Annotated in this window: 17 protein-coding genes; 2 read left to right on the top strand and 15 right to left on the bottom strand. The window is 28.0% G+C overall.

Annotated features, from left to right (window positions below):
- Positions 1-253 precede the first annotated feature (253 nt).
- Together ACYUET_RS15905 and ACYUET_RS15900 are read right to left on the bottom strand one after the other, a co-directional pair.
- The gene (locus tag ACYUET_RS15905; protein ID WP_460281253.1) at positions 254-916 is read right to left on the bottom strand and encodes a tetratricopeptide repeat protein; all 663 of its coding nucleotides are present in this window, start codon (positions 914-916) and stop codon (positions 254-256) included.
- Positions 894-2,753, bottom strand: a complete 1,860-nt coding sequence (locus ACYUET_RS15900; RefSeq protein ID WP_460281251.1) for a HAMP domain-containing sensor histidine kinase — start codon at positions 2,751-2,753, stop codon at positions 894-896. The genes ACYUET_RS15905 and ACYUET_RS15900 overlap by 23 nt, the downstream gene beginning before the upstream one ends.
- Before the next feature lie 253 nt (positions 2,754-3,006).
- On the opposite strand from ACYUET_RS15900, the gene ACYUET_RS15895 reads away from it, so the two are divergent.
- Both ACYUET_RS15895 and ACYUET_RS15890 read left to right on the top strand, forming a co-directional pair.
- Positions 3,007-3,558 (top strand): response regulator, encoded by a 552-nt coding sequence (locus tag ACYUET_RS15895; RefSeq protein WP_460281250.1) that lies wholly within the window; start codon positions 3,007-3,009, stop codon positions 3,556-3,558.
- An 11-nt stretch (positions 3,559-3,569) separates the two neighbouring features.
- Positions 3,570-4,706: a universal stress protein gene (locus ACYUET_RS15890; protein WP_460281249.1), complete on the top strand. Its 1,137-nt coding sequence runs from the start codon at positions 3,570-3,572 to the stop codon at positions 4,704-4,706.
- Positions 4,707-4,907: 201 nt separating this feature from the next.
- Here the strand turns inward: ACYUET_RS15890 and kdpC are convergent, their stop codons facing one another.
- The 13 genes from kdpC to ACYUET_RS15825 form a co-directional block, all read right to left on the bottom strand.
- The gene (kdpC, locus tag ACYUET_RS15885; protein WP_460281247.1) at positions 4,908-5,498 is read right to left on the bottom strand and encodes a potassium-transporting ATPase subunit KdpC; all 591 of its coding nucleotides are present in this window, start codon (positions 5,496-5,498) and stop codon (positions 4,908-4,910) included.
- 12 nt (positions 5,499-5,510) lie between these two features.
- A complete protein-coding gene (gene kdpB, locus ACYUET_RS15880) occupies positions 5,511-7,556 on the bottom strand; it encodes a potassium-transporting ATPase subunit KdpB (RefSeq protein ID WP_460281246.1) in 2,046 nt (681 codons plus the stop codon).
- A gap of 16 nt (positions 7,557-7,572) precedes the next feature.
- Positions 7,573-9,231 carry a potassium-transporting ATPase subunit KdpA gene (gene kdpA, locus ACYUET_RS15875; RefSeq protein WP_460281244.1) on the bottom strand — a complete coding sequence of 553 codons (1,659 nt, stop codon included), beginning with the start codon at positions 9,229-9,231 and terminating at the stop codon, positions 7,573-7,575.
- Between the two features lie 373 nt (positions 9,232-9,604).
- On the bottom strand, positions 9,605-10,402 hold the full coding sequence (locus ACYUET_RS15870; protein ID WP_460281243.1) for a GH25 family lysozyme: 798 nt from the start codon (positions 10,400-10,402) through the stop codon (positions 9,605-9,607).
- Positions 10,403-10,500: 98 nt separating this feature from the next.
- Positions 10,501-10,701, bottom strand: coding sequence for a BhlA/UviB family holin-like peptide (locus ACYUET_RS15865; protein ID WP_460281241.1), 201 nt, complete (start codon positions 10,699-10,701; stop codon positions 10,501-10,503).
- Between the two features lie 338 nt (positions 10,702-11,039).
- Positions 11,040-11,840: a tail fiber protein gene (locus ACYUET_RS15860; RefSeq protein WP_460281239.1), complete on the bottom strand. Its 801-nt coding sequence runs from the start codon at positions 11,838-11,840 to the stop codon at positions 11,040-11,042.
- A 28-nt stretch (positions 11,841-11,868) separates the two neighbouring features.
- Complete coding sequence (locus ACYUET_RS15855) at positions 11,869-12,888, bottom strand: hyaluronate lyase N-terminal domain-containing protein (RefSeq protein WP_460281237.1); 1,020 nt, start codon at positions 12,886-12,888, stop codon at positions 11,869-11,871.
- A 40-nt stretch (positions 12,889-12,928) separates the two neighbouring features.
- Positions 12,929-13,171 carry a hypothetical protein gene (locus ACYUET_RS15850; RefSeq protein ID WP_460281235.1) on the bottom strand — a complete coding sequence of 81 codons (243 nt, stop codon included), beginning with the start codon at positions 13,169-13,171 and terminating at the stop codon, positions 12,929-12,931.
- Positions 13,172-13,182: 11 nt separating this feature from the next.
- A complete protein-coding gene (locus ACYUET_RS15845) occupies positions 13,183-13,311 on the bottom strand; it encodes a hypothetical protein (RefSeq protein WP_460281233.1) in 129 nt (42 codons plus the stop codon).
- A 93-nt stretch (positions 13,312-13,404) separates the two neighbouring features.
- Positions 13,405-13,668, bottom strand: coding sequence for a hypothetical protein (locus tag ACYUET_RS15840; RefSeq protein WP_460281232.1), 264 nt, complete (start codon positions 13,666-13,668; stop codon positions 13,405-13,407).
- Between the two features lie 24 nt (positions 13,669-13,692).
- Positions 13,693-14,061, bottom strand: coding sequence for a hypothetical protein (locus ACYUET_RS15835; RefSeq protein ID WP_460281230.1), 369 nt, complete (start codon positions 14,059-14,061; stop codon positions 13,693-13,695).
- Between the two features lie 11 nt (positions 14,062-14,072).
- Positions 14,073-15,095: a hypothetical protein gene (locus ACYUET_RS15830; RefSeq protein ID WP_460281228.1), complete on the bottom strand. Its 1,023-nt coding sequence runs from the start codon at positions 15,093-15,095 to the stop codon at positions 14,073-14,075.
- Between the two features lie 11 nt (positions 15,096-15,106).
- The gene (locus ACYUET_RS15825; RefSeq protein WP_460281227.1) at positions 15,107-15,721 is read right to left on the bottom strand and encodes a YmfQ family protein; all 615 of its coding nucleotides are present in this window, start codon (positions 15,719-15,721) and stop codon (positions 15,107-15,109) included.
- Position 15,722 lies beyond the last annotated feature (1 nt).

Raw genomic sequence — 15,722 nt, 5'->3', positions numbered from 1 at the left:
GCATTGGAATTTACTTTTTAGAACTCTTAATGAAGATTTGTACAATTAATTGCTTGTCAGCAATCTTTGATTGGGAGCATGCATTAATTGGACTAAGCTTTATTTTAGAGTTCTTAAAGCAAATTCCCCTGTCCATGAGCTTTATACTACAATATCAACATTCACTTAAAACATAATCTTATCAATATATATATTATGATTAATTTAATATATTGATAATCTTTTATACAATCCTTAATATAAAATTATATATTTATCCTAAATCTACTCTTGTTGCCATTTGATTATATAATACCGTTCTTTGTAAATTATTATCTGCCGGAGTATAGGTTGGATCTAATGATAATGCTGCTCTATAATATTTTTGAGCTAATTGCTTATTATTAGATTTTTCCTCAATAACTCCTAATAAATTTTGTATTTCTGGACTACTTGTATCATTAATTAATGCTTCTTTAAGAAGTATTCTTGCTTTTTCTAACTCTTTTTTTAATATTGCTTCTTTAGCTAATCTTATATATTCATTCACAGTTTTATCTACTCTTATAATATTCATTTCATTGTCAAATATAGATTTTATAAGTTCTTTTATTTTTTTAGTTGTAAAAGGTTTGCTTATAAAATCTACTGCGCCAAACTTCATTGAATCTACAGCTATATCAACAGTTCCATAAGCAGTCATTATTATTACCTTTGTTAATATTCCTTCTTCTCTTATTTCTTTTAATATTTGCAATCCTGTTTTTTTAGGCATTTGAAAATCCATTAAAATAAGATCATAATTTTTAGTTTTAATCTTTTGTAAAGCTTCCTCTCCATCACTAGCACACTCTACATCATATTCTTCTTTAAGTAAACATTTTTCAATGCTTATTCTGATATTTTTTTCATCATCAACTATTAATATTTTCTTCATTTAACATGCCTCCTAGCTTAAGAGTAAAATAAAATGTACTTCCTTCACCAAGCTTACTATCTACCCATATGTCGCCTAAATGTGCCTTCATAATTTCTTTACATATAGCAAGTCCTAAGCCTGAACTTCCTGTTACTTCTCCATTACTATCCTTTATCTGAATAAATTTTTGAAATATTATTTTTTGATCATGTTCTGAAATTCCTTGACCATTATCTGAAACTGAAACTAGCATTGTATTATTTACTTCTTTCGCTTTTATATTTATAGCACCAGTTCCATCTGTTTTAGTATATCTTAATGCATTTCCAACTAAATTAACCATAACCCATAGCATTTTATTAATATCTGCTTTTACTTTTCTTGTAATCTTATCAGAATCAATATTTAATGTTATATTTTTTTCTTCAAGTTGTATCTTAAATGTACGCTTAGTTTGATTTATTATATCTTTTATATCTATATCTCTTATATCCATTTCTATTTTTCCTGCTTCCATTTTAGATAAATCTAGTAACTCTCCTACTAGTTTATCTAACCTTTCTGCTTCTTCTTTAATTATCGTTAAAAGTTCCATTTGAGATTCATTTTTTTCATCTATTAATAAATCAACAGCCATGCAAATTGATGTTAATGGTGTTCTAAATTCATGAGATACATTTGATACAAACTCTGATTTAAGATTATCTATTTCTTTAAATTTAGTTATATCTTGCATTACTGTAACAGTTCCTATATTCTCATTATTTTCAAACCATATTGGATTTACACTTATTCTAAAATATACTTTATTATCATTTTGGATTAACTCTATATCATGAATACTTTTATATTCTTTAATAGAAGTTTTAGTTTTTTGTATTATATTAAATATTTCCCTATTCTCTATACATTCTAAAAAATGTCTATTAATTATATTTTTTTCTTTAACATCGAATAATCTTTCTGCACATTTATTTAACATTATTACTTTGTTATCATCATTTGTAACTATTATAGGAAAATCCATGCTTTCTATTATTCCCTCAGCCTTTTGTTTTTCCCTAAGTATTTCATTGATATTTAATGTTTCATATTCTTTTAGTTTTTCTACCATTCCATTGAAATCTTCTAAAAGATGATTGATTTCTTTTTCTCTTTTAAGAGGAATTATATAATCATAATTTCCTTCTGAAACTTTTTTAATCCCTATTGCTAAATCTTGAATTGGATGTATTATTTTCTTTAATAAATAACCTATTATAGAAAGTCCTATTATAAGTATTGAAGATGAAATAATAAGTGTATATATTATAGCCTTATAAGCTAAATCTTTTGATTGATATTTCATATTCACCATTGATTTTTGATTAATTTCTAAAAGTGAATCACATTCTTCTTTTAAGTCTTTAAATAATGGTAAAATATCATTATAATAATATTTACTTGCCTTTTGTTCTCCATCTACAGATTTAACTTTTTCTAATTCCCTTATCTTTTTATAATATTCATTATAATTGTCTTCTATTAATTCTAATGTTTCTTTTTCTCCTTTCTCTGTAATATTATTTTTAGCTTTATATGTCCATTCTAAAAATTTCATATGATTTCCTTCATAATCATCTGGTAACATTTTATTATCTTCAAATATAAATGCAACCTCTAAACTATCTTGTCTTTCTAATGCATTATTCATATTTTGAGCTGCAACAACACTATCATAATTTGCATGCATTATTGAATCTATTGATTTTTCTAATTTTTTAAAATAACTAATCGACACTAAACTATCAATGATTGTTAGTAATATAAATACTATTAAAATTAATGATATCTTAGATTTCATGCTTTTTATCATTTTTAAATACCTCTTAACTTTTATTTATTAAATTATATTCTAGTTATAAAATATTGCCTAATACTCATATCTTAATATTATTTTATAATCTAACCATTTATTGACTATTAGATTAATTCTTCTCTTTATTTTGCAACTTTAATCTAGTATAATCCTATTTTCTTAAAGTATTATTTGTTGATAATAAAAATAAACTAAAGTAGTATAGATGAATGAAAATATTTATTATGGGGAAACTTAGGGGGAATTTTATATGAAAACAGCCTTGATAGTAGATGATACAAAAAATATCAGGCTTCTATTATCTCACTGCTTAAAAGATGAGAAATTTAATGTTTATTGTGCTAGTAATGCTAAAGAAGCTTTGGAATTAATATCTAATACACATTTTGACATAGCATTTATTGATGTTAAAATGCCAAATATGAGCGGAACTGCTTTATTAGAACAAATTATAAATGAAGGATATAATTTTAATGTAGTTATAATGACAGCTTTCGGTACCATAAAAAATGCAATTACAACTACTAAACTTGGTGCAATAGCATATTTACAAAAACCATTTACAGCAAATACAATAAGAAAAATATTAAACGAAATATTTCCTAATTATAATGAGGAATTTATTAATGAAAATCCTGAAAATGAAACACTTAATATAAGTGATATAAAATCTGCTTTAAGCAAATCACCAACTGATCCTATTGTTTATGATAAATTTGGAGATTTATTAATAAGCCAAGGTTATATAGAAAAAGGGAATTTATTCAAAGAGTTTTCTAATAAATTAAAAATTTTGAAATAAGGTGATTTTATATGGGAGAAAAAAGAATTACTCCTGAACAAGCTTTAAAGGAATGTAAAAAACAAAGCCGAGGTGTACTTAAAATTTTTTTAGGATATGCACCTGGTGTAGGAAAGACTTATACTATGCTTAATGAAGCAAATAGACGATATGAACGTGGAAAAGATGTTGTTATTGGATATTTTGAAAGTCATGAAAGAGAAAATACAATTAATCAGCTGAAAAATCTACCAATTATACCTTTAAAAGAAATAACTTATAATTCTATTACTTTAAAAGAAATGGATGTAGATTCAATAATTAAAAGAAGGCCAAGCCTAGTGTTAGTAGATGAACTAGCACATACAAATGCTCCTGGATCAAAAAATAAGAAAAGGTATGAAGATGTATTAGAAATTCTAGATGCAGGCATTAATGTATATTCAACTGTAAATCTACAACATTTAGAAAGCCTTAATGATATTGTAGAGCAAATAACTGGAGTAGCTATCAGAGAAACAATACCTGATAAAATTATTGCTGATGCTGAAGTTGTTGTAATTGATATCCCTCCTGATTCTCTAAGAAGCAGATTAAGAAGGGGGAATATTTATAAACCTTACTTAATAGAATCTGCTTTAAAAAATTTTTTTAGAAATGGAAATCTTAATGCGTTAAGAGAATTAACCTTAAGACAAATCGCTGATGAAGTTGATGAACATTTAGAAGAATATAAGAATGATCATGATATTCATGATAACTGGTATACTTGTGAAAGAGTCATGGTATCAATTTCTTCTAATCCTAAATCAAAAAGATTAATACGTTTTGGCGCTAGATTAGCTAGAAAATATAAATGTACCTGTTATGTTGTTTATGTTAAATGTACTCATATATTCTCTACAAAAGAGACACCAGAAAGACTTAAAGAACTTCAAAGTAATGTAGAACTCGCTAAACAACTTGATGCTACTGTCGTTGAATTATCTGGTAAATCAGTTTCTAATACATTATTAAAATTTGCACAAGAAAAACATATAACAAAACTTGTAATAGGACATCCTAGACGAAGTAAATTTCAAAAATTACTTAGAGGTTCTACAACAAATAAATTTTTAGAACAAGCTAAGGACATTCAAATAATTGTAGTTCCTTATGATACAATTTAGGTGCATTCTAGAAGATGTAGTAATATTTGTGTAAAAGCAAATCTACTACATCCTTTTTTTGAATGTACATTAATAAATATTGATATTGTACTATAAACAAAATTCTATCCCTCATTTAAAATTTACACTTAAATGAGGGATAGAATTTATTATCCGAGTTTAACCATTATATTATAATATGCCCTTTTATCTTACCATAGTCTACTTTTTCATGTCATCCACTGCTAAGTTTAATGCTAATACGTTAATTCTCTCTTCACCATACATACCAAGCCATCTTTTTTCTGTATTCTTTGAAATAAGATTATTTAAATCTTCTTCTGAAATTCCAGTTGCTTCTGATACTCTACTTACTTGTATTTTGGCACCTTGAGGTGTTATGTCAGGATCAAGTCCTGATCCTGATTGTGATATAAGTTCTGAAGATATATCTTCCTTAGTTAGGTTCGGATTCTTTTCTAAAAACGCTTTTACATCATTATCTACTCTTTCCTTTAAAACATCACTTGTTACTCCAAGATTTTGTGAACCTGAAGAGGCATCTACTTCTTGTCCGTCTTTTGATGTGTTATAGTCCACAGCTGATATTCTTCCAACAAAATGGCCATCATCTTCATATTGTTGACCTATAAGCTTTGATCCTACTTCCTTACCATCATGCTTTACAATACTACCATTAGCTTGACTCGGAAATAATAGTTGACCTATTCCTGTTATACATAATGGATATGCAAGACCACAAATTATCATTAACACTAAAGTTAATTTTATTCCTTTTTTTAAGTCATCCATAATCTATTCCTCCTATATACCTAATAAAGCTAATAATGGTGATATAATAATATCTATTATCTTAATACCAATGAACGGAACTAACATTCCTCCAAGTCCATATATGCTTAAATTTCTTTTTAATATTTTTTCAGGATTCATTGGTTTGTACTTAACACCTTTTAATGCTATAGGTATTAATAATGGTATTATTATGGCATTAAATATTAATGCAGATATTATAGCTGATTTAGGACTTGCTAGTCTCATTATATTTAATACTTGCATTTGAGGAATTGCTAACATAAACATCGCAGGTATTATTGCAAAATATTTTGCAACATCATTTGCAATAGAGAATGTTGTAAGTGCTCCTCTAGTTATTAAAAGTTGTTTTCCTATTCCAACTACGTCTAATATTTTAGTTGGATCTGAATCCAAATCTACCATGTTTGCCGCTTCTTTTGCCGCTATAGTTCCTGAATTCATTGCAAGTCCAACATTCGCTTGTGCAAGTGCTGGTGCATCATTGGTACCATCACCTGTCATAGCAACAATCTTACCATTTTCTTGTTCTTTCTTTATTGCTTCAATTTTATCTTCTGGTTTACATTCTGCTATAAATTCATCTACCCCTGCTTCTTTAGCAATTGTAGCTGCTGTTAATGGGTTATCTCCTGTGCACATTACAGTCTTAATTCCCATCTCTCTTAATTGTTGAAATCTTTCAACTAACCCTGGTTTTACTGTATCTTTTAAATAAATTACACCGTAGATTTTATTTTCTTTTGCTACAACTAATGGAGTTCCTCCTAATTTAGATATATTATCAACCTTTTCTTTTAAATCCTTAGGGATTTCTCCTCCATTTTCTTTAACAAATTCAATAATAGATGAAGCTGCCCCTTTTCTAACCCTTTCACCATTGTCAAAATTAATCCCACTACTCTTAGTCTGAGCTGTAAACTCTATAAATTCTGCATTCTCATAATCTTTTTCGTCTATTTTAAATCCTAACTTTTCACCTAATTCAATAGTTGATTTTCCTTCTGGAGTTGTATCTTTTATTGATGTTATTAAAGCATATTTTATAATCTCATCTTTTGATACACCTTCAACAGGTATAAAATCTGATGCTAATCTATTACCAAATGTAATAGTTCCTGTCTTATCTAATATCATAACATCAACATCACCACATGCTTCAACTGCTTTACCACTCATTGCTATAACATTAAAACGTGTGACTCTATCCATACCAGCTATACCTATTGATGATAGCAAACCACCTATTGTAGTTGGTATTAAACAAACCAATAATGCAACTAATGTTGAAATTTCAAGCTTTACTCCAACAAAATTTGCTATTGGAAGTAAAGAAATAATAACAACTATAAAAATTACTGTAAGTGCTATTAATAATGTTGTAAGTGCTATTTCATTTGGAGTCTTTTTTCTTGAAGCTCCCTCAACAAGTGAAATCATCTTATCTAAAAATGATTCTCCAGGATTTGAAGTTATTTCAACTTTAATCCAGTCAGATACTACAGTAGTTCCACCTGTAACTGATGAGAAATCTCCACCTGGTTCTTTAATAACAGGTGCTGATTCTCCTGTTATTGCCGCTTCATTAACTGAAGCAAGCCCTTCTATTACTTCACCATCATTTGGTATCATATCTCCTGCTTCAACTAATACAATATCTCCTTTTTTAAGTTCATAAGCATTTATTATTATATAGCTTCCATCTTGTTTTAAAAGTTTTGCTTTTGTATCTTTTTTAGTTGATTTTAAAGTATCTGCCTGTGCTTTTCCTCTACCTTCTGCAATAGCTTCTGCAAAATTTGCAAATAATATTGTTGCAAATAATATAATTGTAACTATCCCATTATATACTCTTCCATTTTCTCCAGCTATTTGAGGAAAGAATGTTAAAACTGCTGTAATTACCATTCCTAAATATGCTATAAACATTACTGGATTCTTAACCATATCTTTTGGATTTAATTTTTTAAAAGAATCTCTTATAGCATCTTTAATCATTTTATTCGTAATAAAACTTTTTTTACTACCTTTCATTTTGTTATACCTCCAATTAAGATATTGTTAAAAACTCTGCTCCAGGTCCAAGTACCAATGCTGGTAAGAATGTTAATGCTCCTATAACTATAATTATTGCTATTAATACACCTACAAATAAAGATTTATCCGTTCTAAAAGATATAGCTCCTTCTGGTACAGGAGTTTTTTCTTTCAATGAACCTGCTAAAGCTAATAATAGTATCATTGATGCATATCTTCCTAAAAACATTACTATACCTGCTGATACATTCCAAAAAGTTGTACCATCTGCTAAGCCTTCAAATCCTGATCCATTATTTGCTGCTGAAGTACAGAATTGATATAATACTTCTGACAAACCATGGTATCCACTTAATGATGCTTGTCCAGTGGCTGTTGCTAATGCTGTTGGTAATAAAATTAATATTGGATGAATTAATATAATAGCCGCAATTAATTTCATTTCCCTGCCTTCAATTTTCCTTCTTAAAAATTCTGGAGTTCTTCCTACCATAAGACCACATATAAATACTGAAAGCATTGCATAGACTGTTAAATTCATAAAGCCTACACCTTTTCCACCAAACACTAGGTTAAGCATCATATTCCACATAGTTACTGCTCCACCTATAGGTGTTAATGAATCATGCATATTATTTACTGAACCAGTTGTAAATGCAGTTGTAACAACAGAGAATAAAGATGAATCAAATATACCATTTCTTACTTCTTTACCTTCCATATTTCCGAGTGTATTCATAATACCTGCGTGATTCATAGTTGCATTTCCAGCAAGTTCTGCATTATATATTATTGGTATAACAATTAAGAATAAAAATAATGCTGCTGAGAACATCGCCATTCCTTGTTTTTTATTTTTAACAGCTTTTCCAAATACATAAAAATATGCACCTGGAGTAAACATCATTAATAATATTTCTAACATATTTGTAATTGGAGTTGGATTTTCAAATGGATGAGCTGAATTAGCCCCAAAGAATCCACCACCATTTGTACCTAAGTGCTTGATACTCTCTAATGCTGCAACTGGCCCATATGCTATAGTTTGAGTTTGCCCTTCAAGTGTTTGAATAGCTTTGTGAGCCTCTAAAGTTTGAGGAACTCCTTGCCAGATCATAATTACTGAAGCAATTACTGATACAGGTATTAATAATCTTGTTATTACTCTTACAATGTCTTTATAAAAATTTCCTAATGAATTTCCTGTAATACCTTTTATAAATGCTCCACATGCTGCAAAACCTGTTGCTGCTGATGTAAACATCATAAAGGTTATTACAAGCATTTGAGAAATATTAGTTAAATTTAATTCTCCCGTATAATCCTGAAGATTAGTATTTGTCATAAAGCTTATTGTCGTATTAAATGCTGTATGCCAGTTCATGTCTATTAAAGGATTTTTTGAACCTACTATATACTGCTGAACCATAAGCAATATAAATCCTGCAACTAACATTATAATGTTAGTTATCATTAAAGATTTTACATACTCCTTCCAACTCATTTCTTTTTCTTCTATTCCTGATATCTTGTATATAGCATTATCAATCTTGTCCATAACTGGATCAACAAAAGATTTGCTTCTAAATAAAATACTGTACATATACTTACCAACATAAATAGATATTACTATAAAGACAAATATAAGTACTGCTAAAGATACCAATTTCATATAATCACCTCTTAAAATTCAAATTATAAATCATGAACTGAATTATACTCCGAATTTATACTTAAACAACGTGATTTTTAATCAATAATTTTCATTTTCCATATTATCAAGCGATTTAGTTGATATTTATATAGTGTTTTCTTTTATTTTCTATATATATCTGATTCTTTCTATAATGCCCATTATTTAAATGTTTACATACAATACCTTAATTTTATATCTTTAAGTATGTTATTTATAATTGCTTAAATATTTTATTTAACTCATTTTATCTCTTATAATCTTTTATTTTCTTAAAGAATCTATATATTATTAGTTATAAATCTAACGTGTTTTTACAAAAAAATTGTATTTTTTTAAAATTCTACTTAATTTATTGCCTTATTTCATAATACCAACTGCCTAATTTATCTTTTAGCTCTTGGCATTTGCTCATAGGTAATATTTGAGTTTCTATCCAAATTCCATTATCATTGTGCTTTATATAACACCTAATATTTTCAAAATAACTCAGTACATACTCTAGATCTACACCTTCAAATTCACTATTTCCTCTATATCCATTAGGCAAATAATTAGTAACTATATATCCTGTTTTTTTATTATTTATTAATATATCTTCATTAAAATTATTCATATCTACATAAGTATTTATTCCATCAACTCTACCTTTTTCAGTAAATTGATGACCTGCATAATTATTTTTCCATATCTTTGTTTGCATCGGAGTATCTACTCCATAATGAGCTATCCAACATGCATATTTAACTAATCTATCATCTAAATTATCATTTGCAAAATATGGTCCAGTATAAATACATAAAGGTAAATTACATAAACTCTCAAATTTATTTATAAATCTTAATGCATAATCCATAACATCAAAATTATTAACTTCTATGTCTAAACATGGTTTTAAGTCATTTTGTTTATTTACTATATTATTATAAAAATTTTCTGCCTGCGTTTCCGGTGATGATGACCCTACTAAAAAATGATAAAAACCAACTTTTAAATCTTGTTTTAATGCTTCACTATAATTTTTTTCTAAATACTGATCTTGATAAGTTGTTCCTTCTGTCGCTTTTATATATACTAATTCAATCCCACTTTTTTTAACCTTATCAAAATCTATATCCCCATTATGATTACTTATATCTATACCTTTCATTTAATCTCTTCCTTTTCTAATAAATTAAATAATAATAAATTCTTAAAATAAACTAATTGTCTTAAATTATTTATCTTTAGACGATATAAATATTAATTTTACCTTTCAATCCTATTTTTAATTTCTTTTACATCATCTTTTATATCCTCTACAACATTAAACTTTTCAGCTAATGCGTCCAACAAACTCTGATACTTTGTTTCCCTATCTCCCGTGGTTTTTAAAACATATAGTAGCAAGAAAACAAATAATGCATACCCTAATCCCTGACTTAACGCCATTTTCATTATTTCATCCATAAAGTAGCTCCTTTCAATATTATTTATTATTTTTACTTATAATTAGTTTTTAAAATATAAATGATAAATTAATCTTTTAAAAATAGACAATAAAAAACACCTTTTGTGGTGCTGGTTTTATTGTCTATTAGTTATTTAGTTTTTTCGTTATTATAAACTATTGTGTAACAACTGGTGTAATTAATACTGTATTTATCTCTTTTTTTAATTATATATATTTAAATCTTCTTCTTTATTCGTTTTTTTACATCTCCTTGCATTTCAGCAGTAATTAATAAAATTTCCCCATATTTTAAATCAAAATAGACTTTTGAATATATTTGCATATTCTACATCTTCTATCCAATAGCATAATAATTAAATGTATTATATTTTGAACCTCCTGTTAAACGATCATAAATAAATCCCGAGTCCTGCAATTTAATCTTCGTTTCCATTAAATCAGCCCCAGAACTTCTCATGTCTATTTCAAAACTAATAGTTCCAGATATGCATGAATAAACATCATGAGCATAATTATTTCTGTAATAACTTTTAATTAATACAACATTAGGTCTCCAACCTAAATTAATATTTTCTTTCATTATTCCAGTTCCTGATGCAATTTTTGTAGTTGGTATATTTCCTATTTTTCTAGCTAGACTAGCTAATGCTTCATTTCCATTAGCACCAACACCCTTACTATTAAGATTATTGGCCATAGTATTTTTATCTGCCTGAATCCTATTGGCTATTTCTGCATGAGTATTATTTCCACTTACATTGCCAATAACGTTAGCTATAATAGTTTTTCCGTTATTGGCAGACTGAAAAGCCTCATTTGCTCTATCCATAGCAACCTTTACAGCTAATGATGTAGCTGCTTCCGTCTGACTTGTACTATTAGTAGCATTATTTAATTTAACTATTCCTTTATTTGTTGTAGTCCCATCTACAATTTTTATATTATTAACTTTGTTTTCAATATCTTTCAAGTGTGTATTAGTTATTTCTAAGTCTGATTGTTTAGCAAACTCAATATTACTTAAACCATCTCCAATAAAAAATTCTTTTGTATCAGTTGTAAATGCTGGTTCTCCTACATTTAGAACTGGTAAATTGGATTTTACTCCTCTTTTAATTTGTATTTTATTTGCCATTTATTTTTTCTCCTCTTTAAACTCTTTATTAGAATGTTCCACCATCTATATTACTTATGGTCGCAGTTATTGAAGTGTCATATGAACCATCAAAGCTACATGAACCAACTACATCACCGGCTATAGCTATAGTTCTAGGTGTTGCTAATTTTGTAGCTGTTCCTGCATTTCCAGATATACTTGTCTTATTTGCTACTACTGAATTCACAAAAGCAGTAGTAGCTATTTGTGTTGTATTGGTTTCAGCAGATGGGGTGGGTGCTACTGGTATACCAGTAAAAATTGGATTTGTAAACATTGTTGATTTTGATTCATTTGTTACATTTCCGAGTCCTACATCAGATGATGTAAGAGCGACTATACCAGTTTTACCTGCAACACTTAATACTGTATCAGTAGGTGTTAATAATTCTTGCCAATTTGTTAACACAGTTGGTGGCTCAAGTTTTAAAATAAAGGACTTATTTAAATCTTTTCTTACTGCAACATCACCTTTTTGTGCTGTTAAGGCTAACATTTCTGTCTCATTATCTACTAGAAAAGTATCTGTTATAGCTAAAGCAGGTAATATATTAGTATCTAATTTTCCATTAGAATCTAAGATTGGTATATTTCCTGAACTTGTACCTACATTTTTACTTGCAGCAGTTCCAGCATCACTTATTTTGGCTAATGCTAAACTTGGTATATCAGATGAAATTAACTTTTCTCCTGCGGTTACATTTCCTTTTGTATCAACAATAACTTTGCAATAAGTTCCTGGTGTAACTCCAGATGCTTTTTCTGTGGTTGTTATTGTTACATCACTGCTACCGTCAAACAAAACACTTCCTGTAACATCTCCACTTAATTCAATTCTCTTAGCTGTTTTTAATTTATCAGTAGTCTGTGAATTTGATGGTATATCTGGATTAATTAAAACTTTATTTGTATCATTACCTACATAAAGTTTTCCTGTGTCTAATACAAAGGCTGGTTCTCCAGCTTCTAGTGTTAAACTTGGTAAATTTGCATTATTCCCTCTTTTAATTTTTAATATTTGTGCCATTATATATCACTCTCTTTCATTTAATTTGACTTAATTATTTTTAAAACATTCCGCAATCTATAGGATCAATTTTCTTTTCCAAAACTAACACTGATGTATCAATTTCGTCCAACCTATCGCCTAAATTAGCATATATTCCTCTAGCATTTTCTACTTCTTTTCTTAATTCCTTATCCCTTACTTCTTCTACAGTTGAACCTCTCACACCTTCATTTTGGCTAATTAGAACTAAATCATTTGAATTTGGAATTATCTGTGTTAAATCCTTGATTTTTATATCCATACTTTTTCCTCCTAAATAATTAATTTATTTTCTGTTTTAAGTTCTCTGCTATCTTGCTCTAATTTGTCTAGTCTTTCTCTGTGATTATTAATCCTTCTTTCATGAGTTTCAATTTTGTCTTTAACTAACTCTTTATTCATCTATCACTTACTTTCTAAATTAAGGCAATAAAAAAAGACTATCTAAAGTCCTAATTATTGCCTATTAATTCTTAATTTTTTCGTAATTTAAGATTATTGTGTAACAACTTCTGTATTTGCAGTTTCACTAGATTTAATCTCTACTGGTTTTTCAACTGGCTTTTCTTCAACCTTAGCTTCTTCTACTGGTTCAACTATTTGATACTTTTCTATAGCTAAATCCATTAACACTTGATAATCTTTATCTTCAAGAACCTTATAAGAATTATACATAGTTATTTTTTTTATGATTTCCTCCACACTTTTATAGAATTTGTGATTAATTAAATTTTGAATTACTGAATATAATGAGTACATTTATACATCATCCTTTCTTATTTTTTATTTATTATTTAATAATATTTGTTCTTGTAATTGTAATACTAGATCTTGAGTTTCTAATAGTTGTTTTTGTAATTGTTCAACCTCTGTTGGTCGTTTATGTTGTGGTGGTAATTTTTCTTTTTTTTCTTCTGTTAGTTCAATTATTTTATTATTAATTAATTTATAGCTATATCTACCTTGTATATCTCTTAAATGTTTATCTAAGTAATTCCCCTGAGCATGAGCATATCTATCACCACTACCCTCATCTATTTGAATCCAACCACTCGAAAAATCTATATAGTTAGATGAAATGCTACTTTCTATTTCTGTTATATTGTTATTTTCATTTATCTGCACATAAACTTTTATTTTATTCTCTTCCATATTTATCCCTCCTAATATATTTCTGCATCAAGTGTACCTATACATATATCTGATACTAAGTTGTCAGCTAAATCAGATGCATTGATAGTACATATTGATTTTGGTGGTAATCCATCTAACCATTCAGTATAAAGAACTCGTCCGTATTCTTGGGTTGAAAAACTAATTTTAGATAAATTAATTGGTGGGGTATTTCCTATAGTGTGTAAAAATGCTAAATTTTTAAATTTAAATGTAGGTTGCATTATTCTCATTTTTTCTTCAGATATATGAACATGGAATTGATTGCTGTCACTAACTATTGTTTTTCCATTAAAACAAATTTCTTGATAATATCTTTGACATAATGCTAGTTCTTCACCATAACTTCTAGGAACAAAAGGTGTTGCTACTGAACCAACTTCAAGCTTTACCCAAGCAAATTCAGACCATGCACCAGAAGAAAGAACAGCCGTATCGGCATTGAACTCCATATTAATATATTTATAATCGCTAGGTAAAGTTCCTGTTATTGTATAAGTACTCCATTTTGTATTAGATGGTATCCATCTAGCAATTTCACTATGCCATACATTTGAACGGTCAGCATAATAAACAAACATATTTATAGGGTGAGAAGCCCTCATACATACAGAAAGAGTAACTGTTTTTCCACGTAAATCCAACTCTTCTATTGGATACATTTGATTCAATACCATATTACCATTACCTGCAGGTTCTAGTCGTAATATTTTATTATCTAACCTTCTAACCCTAATCGTACCAGTGTCTGCACCAGCACGCCATCTATCTACCGTATATAATCTGTTATTTGTGATAGTGAAATCTGTACCTCTTTTAGCAACAGTAAACTTCTCATTTATTAATAAATTTGGATTACTTATTTGAGATAGATTATTCTCCATATCTTTCAATGATGAATCAACTTTCTTAAGTTCTAAATCAATTTTATCTGAATTCTCATTAAAATCTTGAATATTGACAACATCAGTTCCATCTGGTTTCTTTAGATTATAATTACTTGTTAATTTCATTTAATCATCTCCTATTCATAAACTTTTAATTCGTTCCATGATTTATTTTTAGCACTATTCCAATCTAAATTTTTTTCTTTAATAAAATCCCAAATTGTAAATGTATATTTAAAACTATAACTAAGATGAGCTGGTTTTATATCTTCTAGCATATTTTTAAATGCTTGCATATTCTTAGGAATACCTTTAATACCTATAAACTGAACTATAAAAGAATAATTTTTATTATCTTCTGTTATATTTACCTCTCCCCCTGAGAAAATTTCAGCAACATTCTTAATCATATCTTTGGTTGTAGTACCTCTACCTATTTTCTTTGCTTTTATAATTTCTCTTCTTTCTTCATAGCTACTATTCAAATTAGTTTCTATTCCATATTGCTCTTCCCAATAAGTTAATCCCCATGTAGCTGTTTCTATAAAAATTTGATTAAATAAATCATTTATAGAATATAAAAGACTACCTAATTCTGTCCCTTGGAGAGAATAGATAGTCTGCATTTCTTTTATATCTGAAATAAAAGAAGGTACATATTTATTTAAATCAATAAAGTATTTTTTTATTTCTTCTTCATTGGAGTCTTTTTCTGAATATTTAATTGCTCCATAGTTATTTAATCCATACATA

Source organism: Clostridium sp. CTA-5, assembly GCF_054768135.1.
Note: the sequence above shows the minus strand (reverse complement) of the source record. Positions and strands in the feature narration are given on the sequence as shown.

Bases quoted from the DNA above. Each gene is read 5' to 3' on its own strand.
- ACYUET_RS15905 (WP_460281253.1), bottom strand. From the start codon at position 916: ATGAAGAAAATATTAATAGTTGATGATGAAAAAAATATCAGAATAAGC.
- ACYUET_RS15900 (WP_460281251.1), bottom strand. From the start codon at position 2,753: ATGATAAAAAGCATGAAATCTAAGATATCATTAATTTTAATAGTATTT.
- ACYUET_RS15895 (WP_460281250.1), top strand. From the start codon at position 3,007: ATGAAAACAGCCTTGATAGTAGATGATACAAAAAATATCAGGCTTCTA.
- ACYUET_RS15890 (WP_460281249.1), top strand. From the start codon at position 3,570: ATGGGAGAAAAAAGAATTACTCCTGAACAAGCTTTAAAGGAATGTAAA.
- kdpC (WP_460281247.1), bottom strand. From the start codon at position 5,498: ATGGATGACTTAAAAAAAGGAATAAAATTAACTTTAGTGTTAATGATA.
- kdpB (WP_460281246.1), bottom strand. From the start codon at position 7,556: ATGAAAGGTAGTAAAAAAAGTTTTATTACGAATAAAATGATTAAAGAT.
- kdpA (WP_460281244.1), bottom strand. From the start codon at position 9,231: ATGAAATTGGTATCTTTAGCAGTACTTATATTTGTCTTTATAGTAATA.
- ACYUET_RS15870 (WP_460281243.1), bottom strand. From the start codon at position 10,402: ATGAAAGGTATAGATATAAGTAATCATAATGGGGATATAGATTTTGAT.
- ACYUET_RS15865 (WP_460281241.1), bottom strand. From the start codon at position 10,701: ATGGATGAAATAATGAAAATGGCGTTAAGTCAGGGATTAGGGTATGCA.
- ACYUET_RS15860 (WP_460281239.1), bottom strand. From the start codon at position 11,840: ATGGCAAATAAAATACAAATTAAAAGAGGAGTAAAATCCAATTTACCA.
- ACYUET_RS15855 (WP_460281237.1), bottom strand. From the start codon at position 12,888: ATGGCACAAATATTAAAAATTAAAAGAGGGAATAATGCAAATTTACCA.
- ACYUET_RS15850 (WP_460281235.1), bottom strand. From the start codon at position 13,171: ATGGATATAAAAATCAAGGATTTAACACAGATAATTCCAAATTCAAAT.
- ACYUET_RS15845 (WP_460281233.1), bottom strand. From the start codon at position 13,311: ATGAATAAAGAGTTAGTTAAAGACAAAATTGAAACTCATGAAAGAAGG.
- ACYUET_RS15840 (WP_460281232.1), bottom strand. From the start codon at position 13,668: ATGTACTCATTATATTCAGTAATTCAAAATTTAATTAATCACAAATTC.
- ACYUET_RS15835 (WP_460281230.1), bottom strand. From the start codon at position 14,061: ATGGAAGAGAATAAAATAAAAGTTTATGTGCAGATAAATGAAAATAAC.
- ACYUET_RS15830 (WP_460281228.1), bottom strand. From the start codon at position 15,095: ATGAAATTAACAAGTAATTATAATCTAAAGAAACCAGATGGAACTGAT.
- ACYUET_RS15825 (WP_460281227.1), bottom strand. From the start codon at position 15,721: ATGTATGGATTAAATAACTATGGAGCAATTAAATATTCAGAAAAAGAC.